Source organism: Desulfurococcus mucosus DSM 2162 (genome assembly GCF_000186365.1).
GTDB lineage: Archaea > Thermoproteota > Thermoprotei_A > Sulfolobales > Desulfurococcaceae > Desulfurococcus > Desulfurococcus mucosus.
Genome location: NC_014961.1, coordinates 341883 through 359119 on the forward strand (window position 1 = coordinate 341883; position 17237 = coordinate 359119).

The following is a 17237-nucleotide window of genomic DNA, read 5'->3' on the forward strand; positions in this document are numbered from 1 at the left end:
TAAGTTAAACCCCCTGGTCTAACAGGACACGGGCATCCGGGATCCTGTCGCCCTCCCCTCGTGTATCCTCCTCATACCAGCCTGGTATGTAGACCGGCAGTGGTTCTTTAACAGGTAGGTCTGGTGAGTAAATATATCCCTCCCTGTCCCCTAGGAACGGCAGGGTCTCCGACGGCACACCTATATCCTTCAGCAACTCTATGTCACTCCTGCTCTTAGTCCTCAACGCTATCACAGTGTTGAAGTTTCCGAGTATCTGCTTCTCTATCATGCTTGCAAGCTGCGTCACCGCTATGAGGCCGACGCGGAATTTACGCCCCTCCCTAGCTATCCTGGCGAACGGGTTGAATGGACTGTTCACTTTGTCAGGGCTCAGGTAGAGCGGTGCCTCCTCGGAGACTATTGTGACCGCTGGCCTACCCTTCGCCTCCTCAACCCCCATGGTCATCCTTTGCTCGAACAAGCGTCTCACCACGGTTAAGACCACTAGGTCGGCTTGCTCATTGCTCAGCCTGGAGACATCTAGGATGACCACGTTCCCGGCGTCTACATCCCCCACTATCTCATCAATGCTGCCGGCCTCAATGCTTCTAAACTCTATTTGCTGCGACCCTGTTTCCACTTTTCTCCACGGGTATTCACCCAGCCCTGCTTTCTCCATTTTGTTTAGTTGCTTCGCCAGCTCGTTGAGCAGCCAGCTCAATGTATTGGGATCCTTGAGTAGTGGGCTGACCTTTACAACGCTCTTCGAGTCATCTATGACGCTCACGTATACCGAAGCCGAGTTCTGGAGCCTCCTACGCGGCGTCCTCCACCCCATGATCGCCCTTATGTACCTCCTCATGGTTCTCACATGGGTGGTGTAAATCCCCCTGTCGACGAGGACCTTGAGGAATCCCGTCCTGTCCTTCCTCTCTGCACCGATGCCCTCGTATACTATCATGTTGCTGTAGATCAAGGGGATCAACGCTATGACATTGCCGTTTGCTTCCGCCTCATCCCCGCTGTCGCCTGTGAGGAACTCGCCTACAATGCTTCTATGTTTCTCGTCTTCCTCACGGATGTTTAAGAGGGCTTGTAATATTATCTCCGCGAACTCCTCGATCTCGCTGACGAGCTCCGGTTTCACCCTGTTTTCAAGGAGCGCTAGGAAATCCCTTAACCCTATGCTGCTGGCGCTCAGCGACGCCTCATAGATCCGGAGGTTCCCCTGTATACATATATCGTTTACACCGCTTCCCCCAGTCAGCCTCACCGCCTTGATCAAGGTGTCACTGAGATACTTATTGCCTGAGAAGGCTTCGTAAAGACGCCACGTGAACCTCTCCTGGCTGCAGTCCTCAGCGTACTCACCATGCCTATCTATCACGAGCCACCCGGTTTTCTCACTGGACTCCCTCGCATACCTAACCATGATGCCCTTTAAGCCGCTTGTCTTACCCGACCCCGTCTGCCCCACTATAAGCACGTGTTTACTGAGAATGCTTCCCGGCTCCACTCTGAGGCCGGCTTCCCTCACGTACTTAACCCCGCTCCCGGTGTAGGATCCCGTCCTCAGGTACGCTAACGGCACGGTGCCCGTGCCACGGCCGCTCGTCAACCCGCTGATCTCCACTAGTATCCCCCTTGCCTCCGGGTCACCTGGATCCATGAGGTACACTGGCTGCATTAATGCAGGCGGCCTCACAGGCTTCTCAAGCCTTTTCTCTCCCCCTGTACTCGATACCTCGAGGAATAGGGATGCGATCGCCACGATCTCCTTTGAGACATCGCTGAGGACATCGGGCTTCGAGACCCTTATGCTTGCAGGCGGTGCTGGTATGCCTCCCTCGAAGCCCACTACTTGGAGTATGAGTGTTCTATCCTGTTCCCTCACATAGAGGAGGTCTCCCAGACCTGGGAGGTAGCCAGGGGACGAGACGGCTATCCTTACCCCGTCCCCGCTCCACCCGTGTGTTACCCCGACCTGTTTAGCCATATGGATCACCCGTAACCATACCTCATTCTAAGAGTGGTCTCCAACGCCTGGATCAAGGGGTGGTTGCCCCTGCCAGTCGCCTCCTTGAGCCCTGCTAGGAGTAGTTGACGCAGGTTCTCGGATTTAGCCTTATCGATCCTCACGTTTACATCTACCTCCATTAAACCATATGGTGGATGCCCCTGTAGACTGCTACGCTTAGCGAAGACCTCTCTGATAGTGCGATGTATTCTCTCCGAGAGCCTCCCAGCTAGATCCTCGTTTACATAGACCTTGCCGTCTCCCTCAACCGTTGCAACAGGCCCCTCAACATAGTAGTCGGCGTGGAGCACCCACTCCATGTCCCCTGTGACAGGTATGCGGAAAACCCATATATTCCCCTCTCTGAAGACCTTCCTGTTGAAGACCCCGGCGGCCTCCCTCGCTAGGTCCACGCCGAGCCTCGCTATCTCGTCAAGGATTCCTCTCGCCCTCTCAGCGGACTCGGAGTCCACGTAACCGTATAGGCCGCGTGGTGAATCCACGCTCCCCGCGTACCCTGTGAAGAGATTGTAGGCTCTCGCCACATTCGTGAACTTCGAGGTCTTAGACACCCCTATGATACTTGTTAAAGTCTCCCTGAGCCCTGGATCATTCAGCCCGGAGACAGCTGAGAGGATCCTGTAGCCTCCTCTCGCGAGTTCTCCACGGGTAAACCACCTTAGCAGTGAGCCGTCTACAACGCCTATGCCCTCCGGCATGTGGCTGAGGATCCTTGCCAGGTACGCGACCTCGGCTAACTCAACTATGTAGCTGTGCACCCGTTTCAACACTCTTGGAGCCTTCCTCACCTGGATATGTGAGGCTTTAACCTCATTGTTCACGGCATCACTGATATCCCTTGAGACGCTCACCGGATCCCTGTTTTCGAAGAGGAGGCTGCCTGCTGCCACCGGCTCTATAAGCACCCTGTAGACGTGGCTTAAGCCGTCCCACTGGATCGTGGAGTAGACTACAAGCGTCTCAATCGCCTCCACCCCGGGGTCCCCGAGGTACTCGTTGAGGGTTACAAGCTCTCCATCCACGCGGCGTACCAGTGCACCGAGGTTCACCACGGTGAGCGCTGAGACATCTGTTTCAAGGTCTAGGCGCCCGCCGTCAACGAATACAACCGGCTTCTCCTGCTTAACACTAGGTATAGGGGCCACCTTGAAGAGCCTGCTGTAGAGTTCGCTTCTCTTCTTAACCACTATGCTTTCATGCGACTTCAAGTAGTCCTCGTGCATTAGCCTAGCGTACTTCTCGATGAACCTGATGACTTCATCCACCACTGTTCCTCCCCCTGCTATAGGACTCTCTCAGAGCCCTCTTAAGCTCCTCGTAGAGATCCTGGTAATACCTCCTACCCTTCTCCCCTCTCTCCTCGTAGAGGAGCCTGAGGATCTCCCGTATTTTCTCAACGGGGAGCCCTAGTCTCCCGGCTTGCTCCCTTAGAACCATGTCCTCGATGTCCTCTAGGGTGAGCCCCGTGGCCTGGGGAGGCGGCTGTACACCTGTGAAGAAGTCTTCGAAGCCGGTTTCACCTGGGAGTCTAATGTAGACTAGTTTACCATGCTTCTGCTGTAGCTCCTGGATGAAGGGGGTGAGGCCGCCTGCCTCCCCGGTCTTCAACTCCTCGACGTCGATTATGAAGGCGTGGTGGTCTCCATGGGTTTTCACAGCCTGCTCCAAGTATTTCTTCAACTCTTCAATACTGTTGAAGCCGGTTTTCTCATAGAACACCCTGGGAGCGGACTCGAGCTCCAGGGCTTCCACTGAGGGGATGTCGCCCTCCACGTCGACTAACAGTATTCTTCTCCCAACCCCTTTCCCCGATAGCCTTGCAGTATCCCTGAGGTCGTTGATCCCCATGCCTATGGGTGCCCCAGGGTACGCTGTATTCGACTTGAATTTCCTCTCGAATGGTATCGGGATGTGCACGTGGCCTAATGCAACATACCTGGTTCCACCTGGAAGAATACTCCAGAGCTCGTTTTCGAGTACATCCATGTCCCCGTATATCTCGCTGTAGGCACTTGGCTTGAAGCCAGCGAACTCCACGCTTACATGGGCGAGGACTATGATGGGGGCGCCCCCGGCTTCACCTACACCGGTGAACCTGACTCTCCTCTCCTTGATATACCTTGACTCAGCCTGGTTCCTGAAGCCTGGGACACCGTAGAACACGTAGCCGCCTGCCTTAAGCGGGTGGAGCACGAGGTAGCCCTCCCTCTCCTCATACCTGGTCAGCTTGATTAAGCCTGTTTCACTGTAGAGGTCTAGTACGCCGCGGCCGCCGCGGGCGTTATCGTGGTTTCCTTGGACGGCCACTACTTCAACCCCGGCTTCACGGAGGCGGCGCAGCCTCCTGGCAACCTCTATCATTAACGTGTAGCTGACAGCATAGTGGTCGAAGAAGTCTCCTGAGATGAGTAGGGGCGCCCTGTGTTCAAGCGCGTTCTCGAGTATCTCGTCAAGGACATCCATGTATAGCTTGGAGAGAGCGCTCTCCTCGGAGAGATTGCAGCCGAGGTGGAGGTCCCCTGTATGGATGAACACCATGCGTGACACTTCCAGGCACAGTATTCTATAAGGAGAGATGGGTGTGAAAAACCTTGTGTTGAAGCTAGAGGGAGACGCCGTATGCTTCCCGCGCAGCCTTCTTGAACTCCTCTACATCAGGGTTTATCAACGGGGGCTCCGGAGCAGTCTTCCTCACGATATCCGGGTCCTTTAACCCATGCCCTGTGACGAGGACGACGACAACCTCATCCCTGTCTACCTCCCCGTTCTCAACGGCTTTAACCAGCCCGGCTAACCCGGCTGCACCGCTCGGCTCCGCGAAAACCCCCTCGAGGCCTGCCAGCATCCTCATTGCTTCAACAATATCCCTGTCGCTCACGACTACACCGTACCCGTCTGTCTTATAGAGGGCTCTTAGACCAGCGTCACCGTCCCACGGGTACGTGTCCTCGAGGCCTGTTGCAATGGTTTCAGGCGGCTTCTCCCACGGCTTTATCCTTAAGGGATCCGCCCTCTCCATCCACGCTCTTACAAACGGGTGGTTGCCTTCGGGTTGGACTGCTACGAGCCTCGGGTACCCGTCCACCCATCCAACCATGTTTAAATCCCTGAACCCGTTGAACACCCCTGTCAGCAGGCTTGCCGCACCAGTGGGCACGAACACCTGGCTCGGCACAGTCCAGCCGAGTTGCTCGCTCACCTCCATGGAGATGGTTTTCGGCCCCTCAACCTGGTAGGGGTTGAAGACGCCGAAGCTGGGGCTCGGGTAGAACCCGTGTTTCTCGTAGAGGATCCTCATCATTTTAACCGTTGGATCCTCTGATTCAACCCATCTAACCTTGAATACCTTTGCACCATAGTAGAGTAGCTGCGCTATCTTACCGTAGCCGGCGAAGTCTGGGACGAAGGCGTACACCTCTATGCCTGCCCTGGCACCGTAGGCTGCAAGGGATGCAGCAGCATTACCGCTGCTCGCTATCACAGCTCGCTTGAATCCAAAGTAAACGGCCATCGATACCGAGACGCTCATCGCCCTATCCTTGAAGCTCCCGGTGGGGTTCCTCGTCTCATCCTTGAGGTAGAGGTTCCTTAACCCGAGTCTCTCCCCGAGCCTCTTAGCCTTGAGGAGAGGCGTACCCCCCTCCCCTAGGGACACCACGTAGTCGCTGCTTGGCACAGGCAGGAACTCCATGTACCTCCACATGTTGAAGGGCCTGCTTGACAACGCGTCTCTACTGATGGATCTCGATATGGCATCGTAGTCGTACACGATGTCAAGCCTGCCTAGGTCACCGCTTGGACAGGTCAACGGCTTCTCATCGAGGAGGAATCTTCTACCACACCTACTGCATCGGAGCTCCTTCACATGCAACTTGATGCACCAGGCCTGGCTTAGTGGAGCGATATGTGGATCCATATATAAAAACATTGAGCGTTAACGCAGGGCTGGAGGCCTAGCCCTGCTCCCTATCCCATATGAACTCCACTACTTCATCGTGCGAGGGCACCTGGTGTGAGCCGAGCTTCCCGATTTTCAAGGCGGCCACGGCGTTACCGTACTGCACAGCCTTCCTAAGGCTGTACCCGCGGAGTATACCGGTTATGAAGCCTGAGGCGAAGGCGTCGCCGGCCCCCGTTGTGTCTATAACGTTTTCAACACTGTACGCCGGGATATCACCCGTGTACTCCTTGGAGAGCACGTAGACTCCTTTACTCCCCCTCTTCAGGAGAATGGATGCACTGGTGTCTCCCGCTATGGTTTTAGCTGCCTCCCTGTAGTCCTCGACGCCCGTCATGAGCTTTGCCTCCTTCTCGTTGAGCATGACGTAGTCGACGGCTGACACCACGTCCCTCAGCTTCTCCAATCCCTGCGACGCGAGCACTCTACCGGGATCCCATGAAATAGTTAACCCATGCTTCCTCGCCACCTCTATAGCCTTCATCGTGGTGTCGAGCCTGAGGCTGGCTATATGCATCCATTTAGCACGTGATATAGCGTACTCGCTGATGTCCTCCGGCTGCAGCTCTTCAGCAGCCCCCTTGTACCCGTACATCATTATCTCCCCCTTGTTGTTGATCGCAACTATCGTGAACCCTGTCTGCGTGAACCCTATTCTAAGCCCGCTTATGTCGACTCCCTCCCTGAGCAGGTCGTCGACTATTATCCTGCCGAAGCTGTCGAAGCCGACTCTCGCTATTATGGAGGACTTCATGCCCAGCCTGCTCACGCCTATGGCGACGTTCACGGCTGAGCCGCCGGCCCCCCAGGACTGGTTCAACACCTTGCTCTCTAAGTCCACTGAGGGGAACTCGTTGACAACTATCCTTATGTCTACCAGTGCATGCCCTACTGTGACTACGTCGATGTCCCTGCCCACCTGGATCACCGGGCTACTGCTCCGCGTACTTCACGGCTTCCTCTGGTGAGGCATCCTCGTGGACAACCTTCATCACAGCCTTCATGGCTCCAGCAGGGTTCCTGTGTCTAAACACGTTTCTACCGACGACTACGCCGCGTCCCCCGGCTTTGACAACGTTTTCAACATCCCTCAGGAAGTCTATGAACCTCTCCCTCACCGCGCCGCCGCTCATCAACACTGGTATTCCAGCGGCTGCCTCAACAACCTCCCTGAAGGATTCGAGGCTACCCGTGTAGTATGTTTTAATGAGGTCGGCCCCGCTCTCGATAGCGGCTCTCACACCGTACTTGACTACTTCCACATCATACATGTTCTTTATCGCGGGCCCCCTCGGGTAGGATAGCTGTAGGCATGGATACCCGTATCTCTCAGCCTGCCTCTTGACCTCGAACCACTGGCGTAGCATTGCATCCTCGTACTGGCTGCCCCAGTAGACGGTTGCTGCAACGGCTTCAGCCCCGAGTGCAACGGCGTCCTCAACGTGCCCGAAGACGCTTTGGAGAAGCCTCCCATCCTCCGGCCTCAGGTTGGTTTTACTCGTCACCTTGACTATCAGGCTGGCTCTCCCAGCCCATAGATCCCTCGTTATGAAGGCTGCTCCTGGAAGCATCATGACTGCATCTACGCCTGCCTCAACAACCTTACCTATGATCACCCTTGGATCAAGGTATTCACGGGGGAAGTCCCCTGGCCCGTGTTCAACCCCGTGGTCGAATGCGAAGACAACGCCTCTACCAGTGGGCAGGATCCTCTTGAGCCTGAGGTGTTTCCCAGCTATGCTGTAGCTCATGTCTAACCCCCTGCTAAATGTAATTGTTTAAACGATTAAAATACTGGGGTCCCTTGGAATGCGCCTTCTATTTCAATGAATGATTAAAGCATGAACAAGGTTTTCAAGAGGCCGATACCCAGGTAGGCTGCGGCGAAGACTATCAGGGAGGCGGCTGCGACACCGGCGTCTATTGCGAGAATAGACTTCCTCCTGTCGAGGCCTAGGACATATGCGACAAGGCTCCCTGTCCACGCACCTGTAGCGGGGAGGGGTACAGCCACGAACACCATTAAAGCAATGTAGGAGCCCCTCCTAACCCCCAGCGCCTTCCTCTCACCGAGCCCCCTCAGGAACCCGTAGAGCCTCTTAACCACGGAGGGCATCCATGGCTTCGCAGCCAGCGCGTCGAGGACGTCGAGGATCGGGAAGGCTGCAAAGGGGACAGCCATGTTTGCTGCTACGGAGAGCAGGAGGCCGTATACCGCTCCCACAGCGTCACCGCTGGTTGCGATGAGCAGGTAGGGGATGGCTCCTCTCACCTCGCTGATCGGTGCGAACGCGAGTATCATAGCCCAGAGCAGTGTCCACGAATCCATGGTGATGCACCGTTGAAAGCACACCCGTTGATTGAGGCCTCCAGTATGGCTATGGTTCAAGGGTTTTAATAGATTAATCATAAGAGTGCACGCCCGGTGGGATGAGAGTTTTCATTGATTCAATATAATGAAAACTTTTATATATCAGTACCTACAAGAAATACACATAAGGATAAGGGGTAGTAGTATGAAGACGGGAATCCTCGTCGCAATACTCGTAGTCCTAGTAATAGTGTCGGGTGCAGTGGGATTCCTCGCAGGCCAGTCAATGGCGCCGGCAGCCGTTCAGAAAGCATACACGCCGCCGGAGACAGTGAAGGCAGCATGGATCTACGTGGGCCCCATAGGTGACGCAGGCTGGACATACATGCATGATATAGGCAGGAAGTACGTTGAGAAGCTGTACGGGGAGTGGCTTCAAACCACCTACGTGGAGTCTGTCAGCGAGGATCAATTGCTCGGCACCATAGATAGACTGGTGTCCCAGGGCTACAACGTGATCTTCACCACCTCCTTCGAGTTCATGGATAAGACGATTGAGGCGGGCAAAAAGTACCCGAACGTCATGTTCTTCCACTGCTCCGGCTATAAGAGGGCGCCAAACGTCGGCACATACTTCGCCGACCTCTACCAGGTGTACTACTTGAACGGGCTGATGGCCGGAGCCCTCACTAAGACAGGGCAGATAGGCTATGTGGCAGCATACCTGATACCCGAGGTAGTGAGGCACATAAACGCGTTCGCCATAGGCGCCAAGGAGGTCGGCGACGCGCTCGGCAAGAACATAACGGTCCACGTGATAGAGATAGGTGCATGGTATGATCCGACGAAGGCTGGGCAGGCAGCCGACACATTGAAGACGCAGTACAAGGTGGATGTCTTAGCGTTCACAGAGGACTCGACGAAGATCGTGGAGTACGGTGAGGCCAACGGGGTCTACGTCTTCAGCCACTACGGTCCAATGCTAAGGTACGGGCCCAACTACGTTGTAAGCGGGCAGATAGTTAGATGGGAGATAATATACGCTGACATACTCGCCAAGATAAAGGCCGGGATCTATAGGCCGGACAACCTTGACAAAGTCGACTACTGGTACCTCTTGAGCTCCGGTGCCGTCGACCTAGGCGCCGACATAGCTGACGACGGTAGCATAGTGATGATCAACCCGAAGTACATTGACACCTTGAAGAGCATACAGGTAACAGATAAGCTGACCGGTGAAAAACTCAGCGTGTACGACCTAGTCATGAGGAGATACTGGCAGATGAAGGCAGCCTTCACAGTGGTACCCCTCGAGGAGACAGCGGCAACCCACAAGTATGAGAACATCTCCAGTATAAGCATGGAGTGGGGCGGTAAGATAGGGACCAAGCCCTACCCGATAGCACCAGTGTTCGACCCGTTCAGGGGGCCGTTCACAGCCTACTGCCTCAACCCGCCGGATAAAGCTGTCTCAACATACTGCGCCGGCAAACCACAGGGTACACAGGTATCGTTCCCAGCTGGATACATGGCGGGACACGACGACCTATGGAACATGGACTACTTCGTGACATGGGTGGTTAAACACTAGACGCCAGCCGGGCTCCCCTGTAGGTGAAACGGTTTTTAATCCTCTCCCTCCTTATCATACATATCAATAAGGATGAGTAATAACCAGGGTGTCCTAGGAAGTGGGATCCGAGAAGCCACTGGTATCCGTGAGAAACATATCGAAGTCCTTCCCGGGTGGGATAGTAGCATTGGATAAAGTGAGCTTCGACGTCTACAGGGGCGAGATAGTGGCGTTGCTGGGCGAGAACGGTGCAGGTAAGTCGACTATCGTGAAGATACTGTACGGCATCTACTTCCCGGACGAGGGCGAGGTCTACGTTGACTCGAGGAAAGCAGTGTTCTACAATCCACTTGACGCTATAAGAAGCGGCATCGTAATGGTGTCTCAGATACCGCAGCTCATAGACAGGTTGACTGTGAGGGAGAACCTTGCAATAGGCTTAAGGCTCCTCGGCCTCAGCGGGCTGTCTAGTACTTCAAGGATAGATGAGAAAGCCAGAAAGGTCAGCGAGGAGATCGGTATGAGAATAGACCTCAACGCTAAGACATGGAGGCTCACGTACACGCAGAAGCAGATGGTTGAGATACTCAGAGCGTTCCTGCTTAACGCTAAGCTGGTGATGCTCGATGAGGCTTTAACATACCTTCCGCTCGAGGAGAGACGCAGGTTCTACGTGATCCTCGAGGCCTTCAAGAAGAACGGGGGCTCCAGCCTAGTGATAACGCATAAGATCACTGAGGCACTGGAGATAGCTGACAGGATAATAGTGTTGAGGAGGGGGAGGCTTTCAGGCGTGTTGAGCCGTGAGGAGGCAAGCATTGAGAAGGTGAGGGAGCTAATGTTCGGTGAGGAAGCCGGCAAGATAACGTATGAGAGGCTGCCGTCCAGCCCCCCTCTCGACCAGCAGTGTATCACGGTGGAGGACCTGGTAGTGGTCGACGAGTACGGTAGAAGGGTTGTCGACGGTGCAAGGATATCCGTGAGGAAAGGCGAGGTAGTCGGCATAGCGGGTGTAGCGGGCAGAAGGAGCTCCTCCAAGCCGTTGTAGGGCTCGTCAAGGCGAGCAGCGGCAGGATAACGGTTCTCGGGAGAGACGTCACCAATAAAGGGGTTGACCACGTGAGGAGGCTGGGCGTAGGCTACATCCCTGACATACCGCTTAGACACGGGGTTTCATCAGACAACACGATACTGGAGAACATGGCGGCGCTCTTCCAGAGGGATAAGATGCTGATAGAGTGGGAGAAGGCCCGTGAGCTAACGGTTGAGATAATGAAGAGGTATCAGGTCCTTGCAAGGAACGAGGAGACACCGGTTAAAGTCCTCTCAGGAGGCAACATCATGAAGGTGATTGTCGGCAGGGAGCTGGAGTACAGTAGGAGCGCGCTGGTGGCGTATAACCCGACGAGGGCGCTCGACGAGGTGACCGCTGTAACGGTTCGAAGGGTGATCAAGGCTAAGGCCATTAATGAGAAGATAGGCGTGTTATTCGCCAGCGAGGACCTCGACGAGGTCTTCCAGCTAAGCGACACAATATACGTGATGAACTCTGGGAGAGTCTACGGGCCCTTCAACGCCGAGACAGCTAGAAGGGAGGAGATAGAGCACCTCATGGTGATGTAGTCATGCGGCTGCTCGTGATGAGGAGGAAGGAGCCGTTAAGGTACGGTACAATCCTCATAATCCTGCTGTCACTGGCCGTCGGCGTACTGCTCTACACCCTCATCCTCTCCCTGCAGGGGAGGAGCCCGGTTGAAGTACTGTACACTATCACGGCTTCCTTCGCATCTCCCTCAGTGGTAAAGGACTTCATAATATTGACGATGCTCGGCTACGCGCTACTAGTATCCTTCAAGGGCTCCCTCTGGAACATAGGGGCCGAGGGACAGCTCTTCATATCAACCATACCTGTCATAGTGTTAACCCTCTATGTTGCACCCAACCCTTCCACACCGCTTGAAACGATAGCAGTGATACTGGCATCCATCGTAATCGCAACGGCCACGGGGGCCCTCTGGGCCTCGGCGGCGGGCTTCATAAGGGCATACCTTGAGGTCGACGAGGTCCCCGTCACCCTGATACTCAACTATGTTGCCTACTACACTGTGAACATCCTGGTGATAGGGCCGTTGAAGGGTACGCGTGTCTACGGCTATAATAGGACTGATGAAATACCGGCTGCCTACAGGCTCTACATCACCGGGCTCCAGAGGACTCCGGCAGGGAACCCTGTCGCTGACACGGTGATGGGGTTCGTCTACGAGGCACTCTACTATCTCCCATGGTTGATCGCCATGGTGTTGATAATGGTGTTCACATGGTTCCTCCTGAATAAGACGCAGATAGGGCTCAGGGTAAGAATACTTGGCTCGAACCCGGACTACTTGAAGAGCATCGGCGTCAACACGCGTTTAACGCTTGTCACCGCGCTAGCATTATCGGGCGCCATAGTAGGGTTCACCTCAGCCTTCTACACTCTCAGCGACTTACTGAGGCTCTCGTACCCTGTGGAGGGGCAGACAGCTGGCTACGGCTATCTCGCCATACTCGTGGCATGGCTATCCATGCTTGACTACAAGCTTATACCGGTTTCAGCATACATTATAGCGTCGCTTAGAACAGCCGGCATAAACCTCCAGGTCGGCGGCTTAGGCGGCCTCGAGCAGATGCTGCTCCTAATAGGCTTGATACTCGCAGTGTACACTATACTGAGGTTCCTGAAAGACTACGAGGTGAGGGTGGGCTGAATGCTTGACGCACTTGTCGACGCTGCACCCCTGATAGCGGCGTTCTCAACAATGTACCTGGCGGCCCTAGGCCACAGCGTAATGGAGAAATCAGGGATCCTGAACCTAGCGATAGACGGCGCATTCTTCTTCTCCACCGGTGTAAGCATATACCTTGCGGTAGCACTCTACGGGCTGCTGACCCCCCTCGGCTTAACATACCCGGCTACAACAGTGCTCGCCGTGTTGTTGACAGGCTTGTTCACAGCTGTGATCGGGGTCTTCATGGCCTGGGTCCTCACATCGCTGCCAATAAGCCATGGTGCACTAGGCCTATCCCTCCAGTTCCTCGGCTACGGGCTCGGCATAATGGCGGGCTACCCTGTAAGGCAGAGTGTTGGAAGCATAGAGCCCTACTCCCTGCCACGTGACCCAGTAGTGTACGGAGCCCTCCTGGCTTCATCAATAATCACTGGTGTAGCCGTGCACTTCCTCATGGAGAAGACGCCTCTCGGAGCATCCATAAAGGCCTGCGGCGAAAACCCGCATGCCGCCTCAGCCCTAGGGGTCAACGTGTTGAAGACCAGGCTCATAGCAGGCGCACTGGGGTTCTACATACTGGGCGTCGGTGCATCCCTCTATCCTCTCGCATGGCAGAGGTACTGGGATATAAAGTCGTATACGCTGGGATACGGGTGGTTCGCGTTCACCATAGCGTTGGCAGGCGGGAGGAACCCGATATACCTGATACCGCTGTCCCTCGTCTTCGGAGGCCTCCTAGAGTTCAACATAAGGATAATGACGATGCTCAAGATCTCGGCTGACGTAGCCAAGCTCATACCGTTCCTCGCAACCCTGGGAGTCATGGCTGTATACGGTGCGACAGAGCTGCGCAGGATATTCGCGCCGCCCACGAGCCTTGGGAAACCCTACTATAAGGAGGAGAAGACAGTGTAGTTTTCCACCCGGGTTTAAAACACCCTTGTTTTTCCCCTTCTTCTCCTCTCCCATCACGCATTCCTGAAGAACTCAAGATACCTGAGAGCCTGCTCCCTCCCCATGAGGGCTAGCAGTGGGGCAGCCCTGGGGCCGCTTGGCTTCCCAACGTACACCATGTAGAAGTACCTGTAGAACTCGCCAATCATATCCCTCCTCATGCCGCCTGTGACGCTGGTCATAGCGTTCTTCACCGAGTCCTCGCTCCACTCGCCTATAGCCGTGAGGTTCTCGTAGAGCTTCCCGAGTAAAGCCCTGTACTCCACTGGCACCTCCCTCGCCCTCTTCTCAGCCTCCTCGAGAGTGTTAAGGGTGAAGACACCGGCTTCACCACCATACTTCACCGCCCACGTGTATGCTCTCGGAATAGTCTCCAAAACCCTCTGCACCCCGTACTCCGTGGGCTCCTCTGGGAGAAGCCCCACGCTCCTCAACCTCTTCAAGCCCTCGGTCCCCCACTTATCCCTCGGTATGATCTGTGCTAGGACGGCTAGGTGGGAGTATGGCACCTGCTCCGGCGGCTCCCTCGGCGGCTTCCCCTTCGGGTAGCTGAGCTCGTAGCTCCTCTTCAACAATACTTCCTCCTCCTCGTCCTTAGGCTTCTCGAGCCCATAGTATATTCTCTCGGCGCGATAGTATTGACTATAGTACTGTGGCACCTCATGCAGCCCCACACTATACTTCTTCATCGGCGGCGTCTTCAACACTATGAACCTGTAGATGTGTGGGTGAGCCACCTCGAGCCAGTCGCGCGGCGTGAACCCTATGAAGTCACTGCTCCCCATGTCTGCAACCTGGCCGTCCGGCCGCCTCCACTCAACCCACTCGTATGGCAGCCCCTCAGGCGGCTTTAAACCGTAGACGTTGACGGCTAGATCCACGCAGCTATCCCTGCTCCCACCCGGCATCGCGTGATCCTTCCCGTACGGCTCGAAGTCTACTCCAAGAGTCCACCATACGCCAACCCACTCTATCCTCCACATGAGCTTCCCATCACTGATGTCTGCGACACCCCTGTAGCCGCAGTGCTCGCACACGTATTCCACGTGATCCTCGTCCACGAGCCTCAATGCTTCAGTCGTATCTATCCTGCCACACCTCTCGCACACGGGTTCAACCGGGATCCAGTCCTCCGGATAAGGCTTCCTCCCCCTGTACTTGTTTACGACTCTCCTAACCTCCTCCCGCTTCCCCAGGGTGAGCTTCACGAAATCCCTCATCCTCCCCTTATACATGTCCGTCGTGGTTACAACCTCTATGGCTCCATCCGTGAATTCACCTATGAAGGGGCCGAAGTCACTCCAGTAGTGCTCCACCCAGTTCCCATGACACCCCTTTGGATCCGGGACCCGTATCAACGGGTTCCCCTTGTACCTTGATGCCTCAGCAGGGTTCTGGAACTGCTTCAACTGGGAGTCCTTGCCCTTCCACGCGTCCTGAGTGTAGAGAGTAAGGTACTGCTTCACCCTGAGCCCCCGTTCACTCAGCAGCCTGCGCAACGTCTCAGCTATGATGATCTCCCCTCTCAGCCTCCCAACATGCTGCAGCCCGGAGACCGATAGCCCGCCGTTGAACACATATACCTCCTTACCCCTCTTCGTCAAGGCATCATAGAGGCTGTCAGCCAGCTCATCGATCCAGTGTTTCACCATGCGGGACACCACAAAGGATACTATAGGTTGCCACTATCTAGATGGATGGTGAAAGCATTTATAAGTCTTGGTGTTGCCCCTGGGATGATGATTGTGGGTTGGGGGAGGCAGTGCCCCCGGCTGTGAGGGGTGAGCCGGGGCGGGCCCCATGCCCCGTGAACCCGTACCGGAGGCGGCTTGGCTGCCCGGTGAAGGCATGGGCGAGGAGAAAGCCCCCAGATATGAATATCCAGGGGCAAACGGTGAAGGCTTATATACTAGGTGAATCACCGGAGTCCTCAATCCAGGCACAGGCATTTAAGCCTCGAAGCCGAGAAAAGTAGCTTGGTGGAGGTTTTCACACACACCTCCCCGTCGAGGAGGCTGATACCTGTGAAAGTGTGCAGTGTCAGCGAGATTAGACGCTTAGACGAGGCGGCTTCGAAAACCGGGGTGGGAAGCATCCCACTGATGGAGGAGGCTGCCTCAGCAGTATACACGGTTATCCTAAGGGAGTACGGTGTTGAAGGCAGGAGGTTCACCGTGGTTGCTGGAACAGGGAACAACGGCGGGGACGCCTTAGCTGTTGCAAGACGGCTTCACTCAGCCGGCGGCATAGTCGAAGCCTTCGTCATCGGGGACCCGGGCAGGATGAGTGATGCAGCAGGCTTCAACCACCGCGTGCTCTCCGCGATGGGTGTACCCGTGGCGACAGTCTCCTCAGAGGAGGGGCTTACAGCACTGGAGAAGTCTCTCAGATGGGCAGACATAGTGGTTTCAGGGTTGATCGGGGTTGGATTGAGGGGAGAGGTCTCAGGTCTCCATAGAAGGGTGATCGAGCTTGTAAACTCCTCTGGGAAACCGGTTGTAAGCATAGATATCCCCTCAGGCGTCGACGGGGACACCGGTCTCGTGAAAGGAGTAGCAGTTAAGTCAAGTGTCACAGTGGCGCTCGGCCTCCTGAAGTACGGGAACCTCCTTTACCCAGGCTACGACTACGCTGGGAAACTCTATGTCTCAACCCTCTCCTACCCGAGGAGCCTCATAGACTCTGTGACAGGAGAGGTGAACACCCCGATACCCATCCCTGAGAGGCCTAGATGGGGGCATAAAGGCGTCTTCGGGAAACTCCTCGCTGTAGCCGGGTCCAGATACTACTATGGCGCCCCCTACTATGTTGCATCATCATTCCTTAAGACGGGGGGAGGATACGCGAGGCTCGCCGCCCCGAAGGGAGTGATACCCTTCATTGCTTCGAGAGCACCCCAAGTAGTCTACGTGCCACTCGAGGAGACAGCCGAGGGCTCCATCGCATACGGCAACCTCGAGAAAATACTCAGCCTCATCGAGGAGCACGGGATAGACATAGTTGTCCTCGGCCCTGGTACATCACTCAACAGGGAGACACAGGAGCTGCTTAGAAGCCTTGTTGAAGCCCTGGATAAACCAGTCATTATAGATGGCGACGGCTTAACAGCCGTCTCAGAGAACCCTGGGTTGCTCAGGAAGAGGAAGGCCCCCACTATCCTGACACCCCATCCAGCCGAGTTCGCTAGGCTAACCGGGAAACCCCTCGCAGAGGTACAGGGGAACCCTGTGGAGCACGTTAGGAAGGCATGCGTAGAGCTGGGATCATACATCGTCTATAAAACAGCGCACAGCCTCATATGCTACCCCAACGGCTACATATATGTGAACATGACGGGCAACCCCGGTATGGCTAAGGCTGGAAGCGGCGATGTCCTGGCAGGCGTGATAGCCGGGCTCTACGGCGTCGGCTTAAGGGACCCGGGTGCAGCGCTCAGGATGGGGGTGCTAGTACACGGGCTTGCAGGCGATCTCGCAGCAGAGGAAATCGGCGAGGACGGGGTTACACCAGACACCTTAATGGAGCACCTGCCCAAGGCTGTCAGGATACTCAGGGAGAACCCTGGCTACGTGAGGGAGAAATACCTGCCCAAGGAGGTCTAGCGGCTTAAACACGTTGCGAGCGGGATGACCGGAGCCCTCCTAGGTGAGCCC

General features: G+C 55.5%; 14 protein-coding genes. 6 read left to right on the forward strand and 8 right to left on the reverse strand.

Annotated features, from left to right (window positions below; genetic code table 11):
* Positions 1–4: 4 nt before the first annotated feature.
* The 7 genes from DESMU_RS01830 to DESMU_RS01860 all read right to left on the reverse strand — a co-directional run bounded on the left by DESMU_RS01830 (position 5) and on the right by DESMU_RS01860 (position 8307).
* Positions 5–1978: an ATP-binding protein gene (locus DESMU_RS01830; protein WP_013561894.1), complete on the reverse strand. Its 1974-nt coding sequence runs from the start codon at positions 1976–1978 to the stop codon at positions 5–7.
* A 5-nt stretch (positions 1979–1983) separates the two neighbouring features.
* The gene (locus tag DESMU_RS01835; RefSeq protein WP_013561895.1) at positions 1984–3288 is read right to left on the reverse strand and encodes a hypothetical protein; all 1305 of its coding nucleotides are present in this window, start codon (positions 3286–3288) and stop codon (positions 1984–1986) included.
* Complete coding sequence (locus DESMU_RS01840; protein WP_013561896.1) at positions 3278–4558, reverse strand: metallophosphoesterase family protein; 1281 nt, start codon at positions 4556–4558, stop codon at positions 3278–3280. The genes DESMU_RS01835 and DESMU_RS01840 overlap by 11 nt, the downstream gene beginning before the upstream one ends.
* A 64-nt stretch (positions 4559–4622) precedes the next feature.
* Complete coding sequence (locus DESMU_RS01845; protein ID WP_013561897.1) at positions 4623–5891, reverse strand: threonine synthase; 1269 nt, start codon at positions 5889–5891, stop codon at positions 4623–4625.
* 82 nt (positions 5892–5973) lie between these two features.
* Entirely contained in the window at positions 5974–6897 is a 924-nt protein-coding gene (locus DESMU_RS01850; RefSeq protein WP_013561898.1) for a carbohydrate kinase family protein, read from the reverse strand.
* 13 nt (positions 6898–6910) lie between these two features.
* Positions 6911–7729: a class I fructose-bisphosphate aldolase gene (fba, locus tag DESMU_RS01855; RefSeq protein WP_013561899.1), complete on the reverse strand. Its 819-nt coding sequence runs from the start codon at positions 7727–7729 to the stop codon at positions 6911–6913.
* An 83-nt stretch (positions 7730–7812) separates the two neighbouring features.
* Entirely contained in the window at positions 7813–8307 is a 495-nt protein-coding gene (locus tag DESMU_RS01860; protein ID WP_013561900.1) for a COG2426 family protein, read from the reverse strand.
* 187 nt (positions 8308–8494) lie between these two features.
* Here DESMU_RS01860 and DESMU_RS01865 point away from each other — a divergent pair, with 187 nt between their 5' ends.
* The 5 genes from DESMU_RS01865 to DESMU_RS01880 all read left to right on the forward strand — a co-directional run bounded on the left by DESMU_RS01865 (position 8495) and on the right by DESMU_RS01880 (position 13545).
* Positions 8495–9880, forward strand: coding sequence for a BMP family ABC transporter substrate-binding protein (locus DESMU_RS01865; RefSeq protein ID WP_013561901.1), 1386 nt, complete (start codon positions 8495–8497; stop codon positions 9878–9880).
* Between the two features lie 100 nt (positions 9881–9980).
* Positions 9981–10910: an ATP-binding cassette domain-containing protein gene (locus DESMU_RS07225; RefSeq protein WP_013561902.1), complete on the forward strand. Its 930-nt coding sequence runs from the start codon at positions 9981–9983 to the stop codon at positions 10908–10910.
* 71 nt (positions 10911–10981) lie between these two features.
* A complete protein-coding gene (locus tag DESMU_RS07230; protein WP_013561903.1) occupies positions 10982–11485 on the forward strand; it encodes an ATP-binding cassette domain-containing protein in 504 nt (167 codons plus the stop codon).
* A gap of 2 nt (positions 11486–11487) precedes the next feature.
* A complete protein-coding gene (locus tag DESMU_RS01875) occupies positions 11488–12609 on the forward strand; it encodes an ABC transporter permease (protein ID WP_013561904.1) in 1122 nt (373 codons plus the stop codon).
* Positions 12610–13545: an ABC transporter permease subunit gene (locus DESMU_RS01880; protein ID WP_013561905.1), complete on the forward strand. Its 936-nt coding sequence runs from the start codon at positions 12610–12612 to the stop codon at positions 13543–13545. It begins immediately after the preceding gene.
* Between the two features lie 53 nt (positions 13546–13598).
* On the opposite strand, the gene lysS is transcribed toward DESMU_RS01880, so the two are convergent.
* Positions 13599–15236, reverse strand: coding sequence for a lysine--tRNA ligase (lysS, locus tag DESMU_RS01885; protein WP_013561906.1), 1638 nt, complete (start codon positions 15234–15236; stop codon positions 13599–13601).
* Positions 15237–15560: 324 nt separating this feature from the next.
* Between lysS and DESMU_RS01890 the strand changes: the two genes are divergently transcribed.
* A complete protein-coding gene (locus DESMU_RS01890; RefSeq protein WP_013561907.1) occupies positions 15561–17186 on the forward strand; it encodes a bifunctional ADP-dependent NAD(P)H-hydrate dehydratase/NAD(P)H-hydrate epimerase in 1626 nt (541 codons plus the stop codon).
* Positions 17187–17237 lie beyond the last annotated feature (51 nt).